General features: G+C 59.0%; 9 protein-coding genes, 6 tRNA genes and 1 pseudogene. 10 read left to right on the top strand and 6 right to left on the bottom strand.

Annotated features, from left to right (window positions below):
- Nucleotides 1-74: 74 nt before the first annotated feature.
- From AC3IUF_RS22010 to AC3IUF_RS22000, 3 genes and pseudogenes are all read left to right on the top strand, one after another.
- Nucleotides 75-1,475 carry an aminotransferase-like domain-containing protein gene (locus AC3IUF_RS22010; RefSeq protein ID WP_123376405.1) on the top strand — a complete coding sequence of 467 codons (1,401 nt, stop codon included), beginning with the start codon at nucleotides 75-77 and terminating at the stop codon, nucleotides 1,473-1,475.
- A pseudogene (locus tag AC3IUF_RS22005) lies at nucleotides 1,408-2,691 on the top strand (HAMP domain-containing protein); the annotation flags it as partial. The gene AC3IUF_RS22010 and the pseudogene AC3IUF_RS22005, both read left to right, overlap by 68 nt.
- On the top strand, nucleotides 2,671-3,552 hold the full coding sequence (locus AC3IUF_RS22000; RefSeq protein ID WP_414916883.1) for a methyl-accepting chemotaxis protein: 882 nt from the start codon (nucleotides 2,671-2,673) through the stop codon (nucleotides 3,550-3,552). The pseudogene AC3IUF_RS22005 and the gene AC3IUF_RS22000, both read left to right, overlap by 21 nt.
- A 1,652-nt stretch (nucleotides 3,553-5,204) precedes the next feature.
- On the opposite strand, the gene AC3IUF_RS21995 is transcribed toward AC3IUF_RS22000, so the two are convergent.
- Nucleotides 5,205-5,963, bottom strand: a complete 759-nt coding sequence (locus AC3IUF_RS21995) for a hypothetical protein (protein WP_042705064.1) — start codon at nucleotides 5,961-5,963, stop codon at nucleotides 5,205-5,207.
- Nucleotides 5,964-6,347: 384 nt separating this feature from the next.
- Here AC3IUF_RS21995 and AC3IUF_RS21990 point away from each other — a divergent pair.
- The 6 genes from AC3IUF_RS21990 (at nucleotide 6,348) to AC3IUF_RS21965 (ending at nucleotide 6,971) form a co-directional block, all read left to right on the top strand.
- Nucleotides 6,348-6,423: transfer RNA gene (locus tag AC3IUF_RS21990), tRNA-Glu, on the top strand.
- A 2-nt stretch (nucleotides 6,424-6,425) separates the two neighbouring features.
- Nucleotides 6,426-6,501: transfer RNA gene (locus AC3IUF_RS21985), tRNA-Gly, on the top strand.
- A 104-nt stretch (nucleotides 6,502-6,605) separates the two neighbouring features.
- Nucleotides 6,606-6,681: transfer RNA gene (locus tag AC3IUF_RS21980), tRNA-Glu, on the top strand.
- A gap of 3 nt (nucleotides 6,682-6,684) precedes the next feature.
- Nucleotides 6,685-6,760 (top strand) — tRNA-Gly (locus AC3IUF_RS21975).
- 57 nt (nucleotides 6,761-6,817) lie between these two features.
- Nucleotides 6,818-6,893 (top strand) — tRNA-Glu (locus tag AC3IUF_RS21970).
- 2 nt (nucleotides 6,894-6,895) lie between these two features.
- Nucleotides 6,896-6,971: transfer RNA gene (locus tag AC3IUF_RS21965), tRNA-Gly, on the top strand.
- Nucleotides 6,972-7,094: 123 nt separating this feature from the next.
- Here the strand turns inward: AC3IUF_RS21965 and AC3IUF_RS21960 are convergent.
- From AC3IUF_RS21960 to AC3IUF_RS21950, 3 genes are all read right to left on the bottom strand, one after another.
- On the bottom strand, nucleotides 7,095-7,733 hold the full coding sequence (locus AC3IUF_RS21960) for a LysE family translocator (RefSeq protein ID WP_095112868.1): 639 nt from the start codon (nucleotides 7,731-7,733) through the stop codon (nucleotides 7,095-7,097).
- 1 nt (nucleotide 7,734) lies between these two features.
- Nucleotides 7,735-8,505: a 2OG-Fe(II) oxygenase gene (locus tag AC3IUF_RS21955; RefSeq protein ID WP_007908184.1), complete on the bottom strand. Its 771-nt coding sequence runs from the start codon at nucleotides 8,503-8,505 to the stop codon at nucleotides 7,735-7,737.
- Between the two features lie 87 nt (nucleotides 8,506-8,592).
- A complete protein-coding gene (locus AC3IUF_RS21950) occupies nucleotides 8,593-9,219 on the bottom strand; it encodes an alanyl-tRNA editing protein (protein ID WP_007908185.1) in 627 nt (208 codons plus the stop codon).
- Nucleotides 9,220-9,309: 90 nt separating this feature from the next.
- On the opposite strand from AC3IUF_RS21950, the gene AC3IUF_RS21945 reads away from it, so the two are divergent.
- Complete coding sequence (locus AC3IUF_RS21945; protein ID WP_108226336.1) at nucleotides 9,310-10,308, top strand: LysR family transcriptional regulator; 999 nt, start codon at nucleotides 9,310-9,312, stop codon at nucleotides 10,306-10,308.
- A gap of 132 nt (nucleotides 10,309-10,440) precedes the next feature.
- On the opposite strand, the gene AC3IUF_RS21940 is transcribed toward AC3IUF_RS21945, so the two are convergent.
- Nucleotides 10,441-10,848: a PA2817 family protein gene (locus AC3IUF_RS21940; RefSeq protein WP_007908190.1), complete on the bottom strand. Its 408-nt coding sequence runs from the start codon at nucleotides 10,846-10,848 to the stop codon at nucleotides 10,441-10,443.
- Nucleotides 10,849-10,922: 74 nt separating this feature from the next.
- Nucleotides 10,923-13,370: an acyl-CoA dehydrogenase gene (locus AC3IUF_RS21935; RefSeq protein WP_489279296.1), complete on the bottom strand. Its 2,448-nt coding sequence runs from the start codon at nucleotides 13,368-13,370 to the stop codon at nucleotides 10,923-10,925.
- Between the last annotated feature and the right edge of the window lie 135 nt (nucleotides 13,371-13,505).

The raw sequence follows: 13,505 nt of genomic DNA, 5'->3' as shown, positions 1-13,505 counted from the left end.
GCGTTGTCGCACAGCCTGTCCGGCGCGGCTGTGATTTACTGCCGCCAGCAAAACGGACAGGAGTTTGCTTGCTCATGGAATTGAGAATTGATCGACAGGCAATGGTGCCGGTCGTGCAGCAGATTGTTGACGGACTGACCGAGTGGATCCTGCAAAATGGCGTACCGCCGGCCACTCGTTTGCCCTCCGTGAGGCAAATCGCCCGGGGTAATCTGCTCAGCCAGTCGTGTGTGGTCGAGGCCTGTGAGCGTCTGGTATCGCAGGGCGTTCTAAGCACCTGCCAAGGCACCGGATTCATCGTCGCCGCCTCGCCGTCGACACTGGGCGCAGAGGATGAACTGGCGCTGTTCGGGGGGCGGTATGCCTGGTGCGATGCAGTGTGCGAGACGGCCGGTGGCTTGAAGCTGGGTGCTGGTGGTCTGCCGCAAAGCTGGCGCGAGCCTGACGACCTCAGCTATGCGCTGCGCGAGGTGGCGCGCACCGATATGGCCAGTCTGTTCAACTACAGCACACCCTTTGGGCTTCCAGCGTTGCGCGAGCAGATCGTCAAGCGCCTGAAGCTGCTCAATATCGAGGCCCGCAGTGCGCAGTTGCTGAGTACCTGCGGTGCCAGCCATGCGCTGGATCTGATCGTGCGTACCTTGTTCAAGTCAGGAGACTGCGTGGTGGTCGAAACGCCCGGTTACGCGCCGCTGTTTGATCTGCTGCGTCTGCATGGCGTGCACATGCTCGAGGTGCGTCGTACCCCGAACGGGCCGGATATCGAAGCGCTCGAGGCTGTGCTGCAACAGTTTCGCCCCGGCGCATTGTTCATCAACAGCCATCATCACAACCCTACCGGTACTTGCCTGTCGCCGAGCGTTGCGCAACGCATCCTGCAACTGAGCAAGACCTACGATCTGCGCGTGATTGAAGACGACGTCTATGCGGACTTGCACACGGACAACGGCACACGACTGGCGGCGCAGGACCATGAGGGGCGCGTCATTTACGTGGGCAGCTTTTCCAAGACACTGAGCAGCTCGTTGCGGGTCGGGTTCGTCTTCGCCGACAGCGAAATCGTCAGGCGGCTGGCGCAGGTCAAGATGATCAGTGGTTTGGGGGTGTCGAGGTTTTCCGAAGCGGTGCTGGCCAGTCTGATGGTCAGTGGCGCTTACCGCAAACTGGTGCAGCGTCAGCGTCAACGTTTGAATGCCGATCGCGCCGCCGCGCTGCAGGCGCTGGAGGACGCTGATTGGGAGGTGTTCGGCAAACCTGCGGGTGGGCTTTTCATTTGGGCGCGCTCGCGCATGACCGATCAGGTTCGAGTGCGTCGTCATGCTCAACGCTGCGGCGTGCTGCTGTCAGCGCCTGACGCGTTCAGTCCCAGTGGTGAGTCGGGCGACTGGCTGCGCATCAACGTTACCTATGCATGCGATCCACGCGCTCGGCAGTTTTTCCGCCACACCGGTTCGGATCGACCTCAAGTGTTCTGAAAACGACGCGGGCGTAGCTTTTTGCCATTATTCCGACGCCAGAGACTTGTGTCGGTGGATGGCCGTTGCGACTCTTCGCTCTACTGACAATGGCAGGGGACTACGCGCAATGATTTCGGCCATGCAAGGACGTTTTGCCAACCTCGGTATGGCGAAAAAACTGGGTATCGGGTTTGTGCTGGTTTTGCTCCTGACTGCGCTGGTGGCGGCCATTGGCGTCTGGTCCCTGCAAACCATCAGTCAGCGTTTCGACGGGCTGAAACAGATGTCCTCGCTCAACAGTGGCCTGCTCAACGTGCGCCTGCTCGAGCAGGAATACGCTTTGCGAGGCAATCCGAAGACCGCCGATGCGCTGCGTAAGGGCGTCGACGAACTGGTCGTTCTGGCTGATCAGCTCAAGACGCAGTCGGCGGCGAACGTGCCGGTCATGAATGATGTGCAGCAGTCGCTGGGAGCCTATCGAAAGGCGTTCGATGAATTTGTGTCGTTGACTCAGGCCAAGGACCTGGCACTGGAAATGGCCAGTTGGTCGGTGTCCAGTGTGGCCAACAACCTTGACGTATTGCAGGCCGGGCTTGCCGACGACGGTGCATATACCTTGAAGGACACCGAGGGCAAGGACGGCGCGCAATTCATCGAGCAGGCCAGTCAGGTCAGTCAGGTCTCCCGGCTGATGCTGCAAGCGATGAACGAAGCGCGGATTCGTCTGGATCAAAGCCGCAAGGGTGATGCCGACGGTGCCGGCAAGGGCAATATCGAACAGGCCGCACAGGCCCAGGCCCAGGCCGAAGAACTGAAAACCACGGTCAAGGACGAAGGCTATCTGACCGTGCTCAACGAAGTCTCCGGGCATATCGCCGGTTTCAACGACAAGCTCGCCGAATACACCGGATTGCTCGCGCAGGAAAAAACCGTCTACGAGCAATTGCACCAGCGTGCCGACCAAGTGGTCGAGCGGGTCAACCAGGCGTATGTCGCTGAAGACGGTGCGATGCAGGCGGAACTGAAGAAAAATTCGCTGCTGATCATTGGTTCATCGGCGCTGGCGTTGTTGGTCGGCTTGTTCGCGGCGTGGCTGATCACCCGACTGATTGTCGCGCCATTGCGCAGCGTGATTCAGGTCGCGCAACAGATTGCCGCCGGCGACTTGAGTGCGACCGTGCAAGTGACCCGGCGTGACGAGATCGGCCAGTTGATGCTCGCGATGCAACAGATGGGCGCGGGGTTGAGTACGATTGTCAGCGGCCTGCAGGCAGGGATCGAACAATTGGCCAGTTCGGCGCAATCGTTGTCGGCGGTCACCGAGCAGACCAACCTTGAGGTCAGCAGCCAGAAGGAAGAAACCGAGCAGGTCGCCACGGCGATGAACCAGATGACCGCCACTGTGCATGACGTCGCGCGCAATGCCGAAGAGGCTGCGGTGGCCGCGCAAACGGCGGATGACAAGGTCGAGAGTGGTCAGCAAGTGGTGCGCCAGAGCATGGCGCGCATCGAGCAATTGGCTGATTCGGCGACGTCGGCCAGTTCCAGCATCGAAAGCCTGAGTGCGGAAATCCAGAATATCGGCACGGTGCTGGAGGTGATCAAGAGTGTCGCCGAACAGACCAATCTATTGGCGTTGAATGCCGCGATCGAGGCGGCGCGGGCCGGGGAGCAGGGCAGGGGCTTTGCGGTGGTGGCCGATGAGGTGCGTGCTTTGGCTCGGCGCACGCAGCAATCGACCGAGGAAATTGAGCGACTGGTGAGTGCATTGCGCTCGGCGGCGCATTCGTCGGTGCAGCAGATTCAGAGCAGCGGCGAGTTGGTGAAGCTGGCGGTGAGTGATGCCTTGCAGACCGAGAGTGCGCTGGGGAGTATTGCGGCGGCGGTGTCGTTGATTCAGCAAATGAATCAGCAGATTGCGGCGGCGGCCGAGGAGCAGAGTTCGGTGGCGGAGGAGATCAATCGCAGTGTGACGAGTATTCGTGCGAGTGCGGATCAGTCGTCGATCGCGATGCGTGGGAATGCGGCTTCGAGTGTTGAGCTGGCGCAGTTGGGGAGTGAGTTGCGCGGGATGGTTGGGCATTTTCGGCTTTGACGCTTTGGGCTTGGCGGCCTTTGGGCCGACCAGGCTCTTGGGGTTTTGGGGGGATATCCGTTGCTGCGGGTGTTGCTGATTAGGGTTCCGCCCTTACGGCGGGTCACTTTTGGCAAACGCCCCAAAAGTAACCAAAAGGTCTGCGCCCTGACGTTCGGCCCGCTCGCTGGGGCTCGGGGTTCCTTCGTTCCGGGATCGATCTGGGGGCATCGCCTACGGCTTGCTTCGCTGCACCTCCTCTCGATGTGTTCGACTTCGTCGAACGGTCGCTGCGCTCCCACCCCCGGATCAATCCCTCCACTCAGCCTGCCGACGGGCTTTAAGATCAAGAGCTGCAGCCGAGCTAACGCTCATCCTGTTGAGTGGTGAGAAGCGACGCGGTGCGAGGTGGGCGCTGTTTTGCTTTTCTGTAGGAGTGAGCCTGCTCGCGATCGCGGTCTTGCAGCCAACTCATCTCTGCCGGATGTACTTAAATCCTGTGGGAGCTGGCTTGCCAGCGATGGCGGCCTGACAGCCGGCCAATCCCTGTCAGATGTACTCAATCCCATTGTAGGAGTGAGCCTGCTCGCGATCGCGGTCTTGCAGCCAACTCATCTCTGCCGGATGTACTTAAACCCTGTGGGAGCTGGCTTGCCGGCGATGGCGGCCTGACAGCCGACCAATCCCTGTCAGATGTACTCAATCCCATTGTAGGAGTGAGCCTGCTCGCGATCGCGGTCTTGCAGCCAACCCATTTCTGCCGGATGTACTCAAACCCTGTGGGAGCTGGCTTGCCAGCGATGGCGGCCTGACAGCCGGCCAATCCCTGTCAGATGTACTCAATCCCATTGTAGGAGTGAGCCTGCTCGCAATCGCGGTCTGGCAGCCAACCCATTTCTGCCGGATGTACTCAAACCCTCTGGGAGCTGGCTTGCCAGCGATGGCGGCCTGACAGCCGACCAATCTCTGTCTGAATGCACGCAGTTCAAACTGTAGGAGTGAGTCTGCTCGCGATCGCGGTCTGGCAGCCAACCCATTTCTGCCGCATGTACTCAAACCCTGTGGGAGCTGGCTTGCCAGCGATGGCGGCCTGACAGCCGACCAATCTCTGTCTGAATGCACGCAGTTCAAACTGTAGGAGTGAGCCTGCTCGCGATCGCGGTCTGGCAGCCAACTCATCTCTGCCGGATGTACTCAAACCCTGTGGGAGCTGGCTTGCCAGCGATGGCGGCCTGACAGCCGGCCAATCCCTGTCAGATGTACTCAATCCCATTGTAGGAGTGAGCCTGCTCGCGATCGCGGTCTGGCAGCCAACCCATTTCTGCCGGATGTACTCAAACCCTGTGGGAGCTGGCTTGCCAGCGATGGCGGCCTGACAGCGAGCCAATCTCTGTCAGATGTACTCAATCCCATTGTAGGAGTGAGCCTGCTCGCGATCGCGGTCTGGCAGCCAACCCATTTCTGCCGCATGTACTCAAACCCTGTGGGAGCTGGCTTGCCGGCGATGGCGGCCTGACAGCCGACCAATCTCTGTCTGAATGCACGCAGTTCAAACTGTGGGAGCGAGCCTGCTCGCGAAAGCGTTCTCACATTCACCGGTTTTCTTTCGGATTCACTCCCGCGAGCCCACAAAAAAAGCCACCTCTCGGTGGCTTCTCTTTCAACATCTGCAATCAGTCGTAAATCACTTTCTTTTTCCAGTCGGCATCGGCCTCTACATCTTTTAGGCCGGCGGTCAGTTGGTTCTCCTCACCTTCAACCGGTGCAATTTTGTCCATGACCTGGGCGTTGGCGCGGGCCAGCAGTTTTTCCAGATATTGCAGTTGTTCTGCATACACCTGTGGGTCCTGCTGTTTGCGCAGGTATTGCACGCCGCGTTCGAAGGCGAGGCGGGCCTGGCCGGGCTGGTTTTGTTGCAGGGACTGTTGGCCGAGGTTGTTGAAGAATTCGATGTGCAGCAGCACAAGTATGTGGCGGACCTCGCGGATCCAGTGTTTGGCTTCGTTCGGTGGCAGGAAGCCGTCGTGGGCGGCGCGGGTGATCTGGCCGTGGAGGGCTTCGAGCAGGAAGCGCACGTCTTTGGCTTTGGCTTCGGTCAGGATCGGCGCCGGAGGGTTGTTGACCGGGATCGATTCGCCTTGGGCGACCAATGCGCTCAGTTCGGTGATGCGCGCTTTGGTGGTGGCGCTGGTTTTTTCCAGGTTCAGCAGGCGCTGGCAGACATTCAGCTCCAAGCGGGTCAGCAGCAGCTTGAGGGCCGGAGTCATGAACTGGCCCGGGAAGGTCTCGGTCAGTTCGCCGCAGCGGCGCAGGCGGTCGTTCAGTTCGACCTTGGTACGGGCCTTCTCCAGTTTGTTGTTTTCCACCACATGGTTCATGTAGCCAATGGCGATCAGAATTGCGATCCCGGCTATGACTAGCAGGGTGATCATGAGTGGTGTCACCGGTAAGACCTCTTTATAGGGTTCGCATGCGAGTGTAGTGGCTGGGCATTTAGCCGCCTAGCGCCGCTCGACGAGTTGGATCGGCAGGTTCAATCTGTATCGGCCGCACGCTGCTTATATGAATGCTGGCGATGCATGTGCAGATTGCCATCACTGTGCGGTGGACTATAACGTCTTGGCGAGTGGCGGAATATAGGCGTCAATCGTCGGGCGACGGAAAAGCCCGGTTGCCGCCGTAAAGCAGGTCGAAGTCATTGATTTAAATAAATTTATATCAAGGGGTTGACGACCTCTCAATCCATCCATAGAATGCGCGCCACTTGCAGCGTAAAGCACACAGCGAAGCGCGGCAGGGAGTGAATGTTGTAGCGTGTCCCCTTCGTCTAGTGGCCTAGGACACCGCCCTTTCACGGCGGTAACAGGGGTTCGAGTCCCCTAGGGGACGCCAATGCGGGAATAGCTCAGTTGGTAGAGCACGACCTTGCCAAGGTCGGGGTCGCGAGTTCGAGTCTCGTTTCCCGCTCCAATTTTAAACAGCAGTGCTTTCGGGCGGTGCTGAGTGAAACCAGAACCAAGTCTTCGGACAAGGATCTGGACACCGAAACACACACCATGTGTTCCGGGTAGCGTGTCCCCTTCGTCTAGTGGCCTAGGACACCGCCCTTTCACGGCGGTAACAGGGGTTCGAGTCCCCTAGGGGACGCCATTTGCGGGAATAGCTCAGTTGGTAGAGCACGACCTTGCCAAGGTCGGGGTCGCGAGTTCGAGTCTCGTTTCCCGCTCCAAATTCTAAAGACGCCGCTCAGTGAGCGGCGTTTTTATTAGTGAAAGTTGTAGCCTGTGTCCCCTTCGTCTAGTGGCCTAGGACACCGCCCTTTCACGGCGGTAACAGGGGTTCGAGTCCCCTAGGGGACGCCATTGCGGGAATAGCTCAGTTGGTAGAGCACGACCTTGCCAAGGTCGGGGTCGCGAGTTCGAGTCTCGTTTCCCGCTCCATATTCACAAAAACGCCGCTCAACTGAGCGGCGTTTTTGTATGCGCACGATTTGTAGTTGAGTCATCAGTCATGAAAAAGGCCCGCCGAAGCGATTCGGCGGGCCTTTTGCGTTATGCGTCGGCTTACCAGGACAGCATCAGGCGACCGGCAAACAGAATCAGCACCACGCCCATCGTGCGTTCAAACCAATGGCCCATGCGCATGAACAGCAAGCGAACCCGATTGCTTGAGAAAAACAGCGCGACCACAACAAACCACAGCGCATTCACAAAGCACATCCACAGCCCGTAAAAGGCCTGGATCTGCAGGGGCGTGCTGGCGCTGATGATCGTGGTGAAGATGGCCAGGAAAAACAGCGTGGCCTTGGGGTTGGTCGCATTGGTCAGAAAACCGGTGCTGAAGGCCTTGAATAACGTCTGTTCAACCACCGGCTCCTCGCTGGTCTTTTCACCTTCAAGGGACGATTTCGGCTTGCTGCGCAACAGGCTGACACCCAGATACAGGATATAAGCCCCGCCAATCACTTTGGCCACGGTCAGCAACCACGGAGTGGTGTGCATCAGCGCCCCGACTCCCAGCAGCGTGTACAGCACGTGCACGGAAATCCCCGCGCCGATCCCCAGCGCCGTACAGATTCCCACCAGTCGGCCGAAGCGTACGCTCTGGCGAATAGTGACTGCGAAGTCCGGGCCGGGAGCAACCACGGCCAGAAAGTGAATGGTAGCCAGCGCCAAAAACTCGCCCAGATAATTCGAATACATCTCAGCTCCAGTAGGTCAGGGGTGAAGCATTGCCGCGATAGCCGACAAAAAAGGAAAGACTCAAGCGCGGGTCTGCCACGCCCGGGGTCACCGAGTGCATGCGACGCGAATTGAACATGATGAAATCGCCGGGTTGCGGTCTCACTTCGAGGGCCGGCGGGCCGAGCAGCGCCGGTTCGATGCCATAGCTGTCACCCCGCATTTCGTCGAATTGATCGGGGCTGATGTCGTCGTCCCACATCTGCAACGCGCCGCCTTCGGTCGGCATGTTCAGGTAGACGTTGCAGGCAAACTGCGCCTCAAGGCTGCGGGCCTGGAAGCTGTCCGGGGCGTCCTTGGCGAAGATGTCGTGGTGGGCGAGGAAGCACACCCCCGGTTTCACCACTCGCGAAAGGCCAACATACATTTTCCGGCCGTAGAGGTTTTCCAGGTGTGCGCCGGCGGGCCAGGATTCGTCGAGCATGCAGCGCAAGGTGTCGATCGGTGAAGAGTAGGGCGCGCAGCGATTGCGCAGTTCGGCGATGTTGCTGGTGGCGCGTTCGAAGTAGTCCTCAATCAGCAACGGTTGATTTTCCGCCTCATAAAAGGCCATGCCGATGCGGCCGATACTCGGTGCGTTGATGTAACCCTCAAAGCCTGGAGCGAGAATCTTGTCGCCAATCTGAATGGCCAGCGGCTCAGGCAAAAAGCCTTTGACGCGGATGGCGAGGACTTCTTCGTTGGCCAGTTTTTTTATGCACGTCTCATCGAGACGCTCGACGTCTAGCATCATTTTTTAGGTCCATCTATCGATAGTCAACGGAACCTGCGAATGCGGTTCCCCGGCGTCGGACGTTGCGTGAGGCCGCGTCCGAAATGCTCAATCCACGCTGTAGTGGACAGACAACGTGCCTTTCTTCTGCGAAAGGGACGCGATCGTGACAGTGCCCAGATCCTTCAGGCTACGTACATGGGTGCCGCCACAGCCATAGGCGGGCAGTTCACCGAAACCGATTTCTCGCGCACCTTCGCGCAGCGAGGTCAGGCGCGGCAGATCGTGCTCGATCCACTGGGCGATTCCGTGTTGAACGGTCTCTGCATCGACTTCCTGCGCACCATCGCCGGGTTTGAATTGCACTCGACCTTCGTCCGGCCAGTGGTGTGCCTTGATAGGCATCCAGCCCAACGCCTGAACGAAATGCCCGATCAAGTGGCCGGCTGAATGCATGCGTGTATTGAAGTTTCGGCGCTGTTCGTCGATGCGGATACAGGTCATGCCGAGCGCCACCGGGCGATCGACAAAATGGATGATCCGGTCCGGCTCCTGTACCACGCGCAGCACCTGGCTTTCACCGATCCAGCCGGTATCACAGGGCTGGCCGCCGCCCTGCGGGTGAAACAGCGTGGCGCGTAATACCACGGCGAATTCGTGCTCTTGGGGCGTGCAGTCGAGGACTTCCACATTGGCCTTGAGGTCATCACTATGGAAAAAGAGGCGAAGCGTCATATTCCATGCCCTTATTAAAGTTTCTTTTTTTATTATATGAATCGTGCAATAACGTGATAATCCGTTCAAACATCAAAGGACTTGTGCGCTGTGAGCATCAATCTGCCGCTACCGCTGCTCGGTGAAATGGCGATTTTCGTCAAAGTCGTGGAGACCGGCAGCTTCTCTGAGGCCGCTCGGCAGCTGGGGTCATCGCCGTCAGCGGTGAGCCGCAGTATCTCGCGCCTGGAAAAAGCCTTGGCCACGCGGCTGCTGCAGCGCACCACGCGCAAGCTGCGTTTGAGTGATGGCGGCGAGGAGGTATTCAAGCGCTGTCAGGAAATGGTCAGCGCAGCCAAATCGGTCATGGAGATCAGTGGCCAGTTCACCCATGAAGCCGAAGGACTGGTGCGGGTCAGCGTACCGAAAGCGGTAGGGCGCTTTGTGATTCATCCGCACATGCCCGAGTTTCTGCGGCGTTATCCCAAGGTCGATGTCGAGCTGTTGCTTGAGGATCGCCAGGTCGATTTGATCGACGACCATGTCGATCTGGCGATTCGCATCACCGATCGACCACCGGCCGGACTGGTCGGGCGGCAATTGCTGACCATTGATCACTTGCTCTGTGCCACGCCGCAATACCTGGCCGAGCACGGCACACCGACTCACCCGCATGATTTGCTCAATCACAGTTGTATCTATCTGGGCGAAACCCCGAGCGATGCGCGCTGGAAATTCAAGAAAGGCAGCAAAGCGGTAACGGTGGGTGTGCGCGGTCGCTATGCCGCCAATCACACCGGCGTTCGATTGGGCGCGGTGTTGCAACACATCGGCATTGGTAGCCTGCCATATTTCACTGCCCGCTATGCGCTGGAGCAAAAGTTGGTGGTCCAGGTGCTGCCGGATTGGACCTTCCTTGCGTCCTATCACGGCGGATTGTGGTTGCTGCACTCGCCGACGCGTTATCTACCACCCAAATTGCGGGTGTTTATCGACTATCTGGTGGAATGCCTGGAGAAAGAACCGACCTTGAGCAAGCCGGGCAAATCAGTGGGGGAGAGCAACGCCGCGATGGCCTATGAATTGCCCGAAAGCGAAGGGTTGTTGTAACGCAAAAACAAAAGATCGCAGCCTGCGGCAGCGCCTACAGAGGATTGCGTGTATCCGTTATGACGGGCGTACACAGTCAATGTAGGAGCTGCCGAAGGCGGCGATCTTTTGACCTTCAACCAAACAGTTAAATCAGTGCTTGCTGTCCTGAGCGGACATCGCCAGCAGCTGTTTTTCCTGGTTCCAGTCGAACGGTTCATCGTTCTGTTCGGCTTCGTAACGGCGTTCTTCCAGTGCCTGATACATGTCGATCTCTTCATCGGCCAAATAGTGCAGGCAATCACCGGCGAAGAACCACAGCAGATCGCGCGGGATCAGGTGGGCGATTTGCGGGTAACGGGTAATCACTTGAGTCAGGATGTCCTGTCCCAGGTACTGGCTTTCGATCGGATCGATCGGCAGCGATGCCAGCAGTTCGTCGAAACGCTCCAGGAACAGGGCATGGCTTTCTTCGGGAACCTGTTCGGCCTCACCTACGGCGACCAGGATACTGCGCAGGTGGTCGAGCAAAACAAGATGATCGGCAACGACGTTGGACACGAGATAAGTCCTCAAGAGCAAAACGGGCGCAGGAGTATAAAGCTCCTGCGCCCTGTTGGACATGTTTGTCAGGATCAGCGGACTTTGCCCTCTGCCAGCGCCAGCTCCTCTTTGTCGAAATCATCGACGTCGATCACCTTGCGTCGCGCCGCTTCGGCATCGCGCAGACTCTGCGCTTCCACTGGTTGCAATACTCCAGCTTCAAGCGCGGCATCGATGGCGTGTTCACCCGCGACCGGTTTGACCTGACCGCTTTTCAGCGAGGTGTGCAGTTTTTTGTGCAACGGCTGTGCGGCATTCAGCAGATCACTGGCGTGTTGCAGCGCGCCGACGGCATCGTCTGCCGACTGTGGGCGATAGCAACCGGCAAGCAGTTCTTCCAGCGCCGGATCGCCCTTGGCGCGACCAATGACCCCAGCCACTTCGGCACCGAGTTTGTCCGACGGGCCTTTGTGACGACGACCGAACGGAAACACGATGGCTCGCAGCAGACCGCCGAACACCTTGTTCGGGAAGTTGCGCAGCAACTCATCCAGCGCCCGTTCCGATTGGCCGAGGCTTTCTTCCATCGCCCAACGGAACAGCGGTTCCATATAGGCCGGCGAATCCAGATCGTGGTAACGCTTAAGCGCAGCCGAGGCCAGATACAAGTTGCTCAATACATCACCCAAACGTGCCGACAGACGCTCACGACGCTTCAGTTCGCCGCCGAGCAGCATCATGCTGAAGTCGGCGAGCATGGCAAATGCCGCTGCCTGGCGATTGAGTGCGCGGAAGTAACCCTGACTGATCTTGTCGCCCGGCGCATGTTCGAAGTGGCCGAAACCGAGGTTCAGCACCAGCGTGCTGGCCGCGTTGCTTACGGCGAACCCGATGTGTTTGAGCAGCAGGCCATCGAACTCTTTCAACGCCTGATCCTTGTCTTCGCGGCCGGCCAGAGCCATCTCCTTCAGTACAAACGGATGGCAGCGAATCGCGCCCTGACCGAAGATCATCAGGTTGCGCGAAAGGATGTTTGCGCCCTCCACGGTGATGAAGATCGGCGCACCGTTCCAGCTGCGCCCGAGGTAGTTGTTCGGCCCCATGATGATCGCCTTGCCGCCGTGCACATCCATCGCATGGCTGATGCACTCGCGGCCGCGTTCGGTGAGGTGGTACTTGAGGATCGCCGACAGCACCGAAGGTTTTTCGCCCAGGTCCACCGCGTTGGCGGTGAGCATGCGTGCCGCGTCCATCATCCACGCGTTGCCGCCGATGCGCGCCATGGCCTCCTGAATGCCCTCGAACGCCGACAGCGGCACGTTGAACTGCTCGCGAATCTGCGCGTACTGACCCGTGACCAGACTGGTGAATTTGGCCGCGCCGGTACCGACGGCTGGCAATGAGATCGAACGGCCGACCGACAGGCAGTTCATTAGCATCATCCAGCCCTTGCCGAGCATTTCCTGACCGCCGATCAGGAAGTCCAGCGGGATAAACACATCCTTGCCGGAGTTCGGGCCGTTCATGAATGCCGCGCCCAGCGGCAGGTGACGACGACCGATTTCCACGCCGGCGGTGTCGGTCGGGATCAGTGCCAGGCTGATGCCAAGGTCTTCCTTGTCGCCCAGCAGATGTTCCGGGTCATAGGCCTTGAAGGCCAGACCGAGCAGGGTGGCCACGGGGCCAAGAGTGATGTAACGCTTTTCCCAGTTCAGGCGCAGGCCGATGACTTCCTGACCTTGCCATTGGCCTTTGCAGATGATCCCGGTGTCGGGCATCGCGCCGGCATCGGAACCCGCGAGCGGGCCGGTGAGGGCAAAGCACGGAATGTCATCGCCCCGGGCCAGACGCGGCAGGTAGTGATTGCGTTGTTCGTCGGTGCCGTAATGCAGCAGCAGTTCGGCCGGGCCGAGTGAGTTCGGCACCATGACAGTGGAGGCGAGGTCACCGCTGCGGGTGGCCAGTTTCATCGCCACTTGCGAGTGCGCGTATGCAGAGAAGCCTTTGCCACCGAATTCTTTCGGAATGATCAGGGCAAAAAAGCCGTGTTCCTTGATGTGCGTCCAGGCTTCGGCCGGCAGGTCCATCGACTGGCCGATCTGCCAGTCAGTGACCATCGCGCAAAGCTCTTCGGTCGGGCCGTCGATGAACGCCTGTTCTTCTTCGCTCAATTGCGCCTTGGGATAGGCCAGCAGCTTGTCCCAGTCCGGGCGGCCGCTGAACAGCTCGCCGTCCCACCACACGGTGCCGGCGTCGATCGCGTCGCGTTCGGTCTGCGACATCGGCGGCAGGGTTTTCTGGAACCAGCTGAACAGCGGCGCAGTGAAATGTTTGCGGCGCAGGTCAGGCAACAGCAGCGGTGCAGCGACCACCGCCAGCAAGATCCACAACACCGCCAATAACCAGCCCGGCGCATGACTGAAAATGCCCATCGCCAGCAGGTAGACGGCAACGATGCCCAACGCAGGCAGAGGGGAAATACGCCGGTGGGCGAGATACGCCACGCCAACGATCAAAACCAGTATCCACAACAACAGCATATTCAGTCCTCCGTGAACCAAGGCAAATCGACCCTCCAGAGCTTAGACGGCATCTGTAAAAGCGGGTGGTCAGACCAAGGTGATTGAAATCGTGGGAAACCCCGGATGGTGTTCGTAGGTTCGGTGGGCAACACC

The organism is Pseudomonas sp. KH_040, assembly GCF_057839305.1.
The sequence above is the reverse complement of the archived record's forward strand: the minus strand, read 5'-3'. Positions and strand labels throughout refer to the sequence as shown.

What these genes read in the sequence shown, in the direction of transcription:
- AC3IUF_RS22010 (WP_123376405.1), top strand. Translation starts at nt 75, where the DNA reads ATGGAATTGAGAATTGATCGACAGGCAATGGTGCCGGTCGTGCAGCAG.
- AC3IUF_RS22000 (WP_414916883.1), top strand. Translation starts at nt 2,671, where the DNA reads ATGCTCGCGATGCAACAGATGGGCGCGGGGTTGAGTACGATTGTCAGC.
- AC3IUF_RS21995 (WP_042705064.1), bottom strand. Translation starts at nt 5,963, where the DNA reads ATGATCACCCTGCTAGTCATAGCCGGGATCGCAATTCTGATCGCCATT.
- AC3IUF_RS21960 (WP_095112868.1), bottom strand. Translation starts at nt 7,733, where the DNA reads ATGTATTCGAATTATCTGGGCGAGTTTTTGGCGCTGGCTACCATTCAC.
- AC3IUF_RS21955 (WP_007908184.1), bottom strand. Translation starts at nt 8,505, where the DNA reads ATGATGCTAGACGTCGAGCGTCTCGATGAGACGTGCATAAAAAAACTG.
- AC3IUF_RS21950 (WP_007908185.1), bottom strand. Translation starts at nt 9,219, where the DNA reads ATGACGCTTCGCCTCTTTTTCCATAGTGATGACCTCAAGGCCAATGTG.
- AC3IUF_RS21935 (WP_489279296.1), bottom strand. Translation starts at nt 13,370, where the DNA reads ATGCTGTTGTTGTGGATACTGGTTTTGATCGTTGGCGTGGCGTATCTC.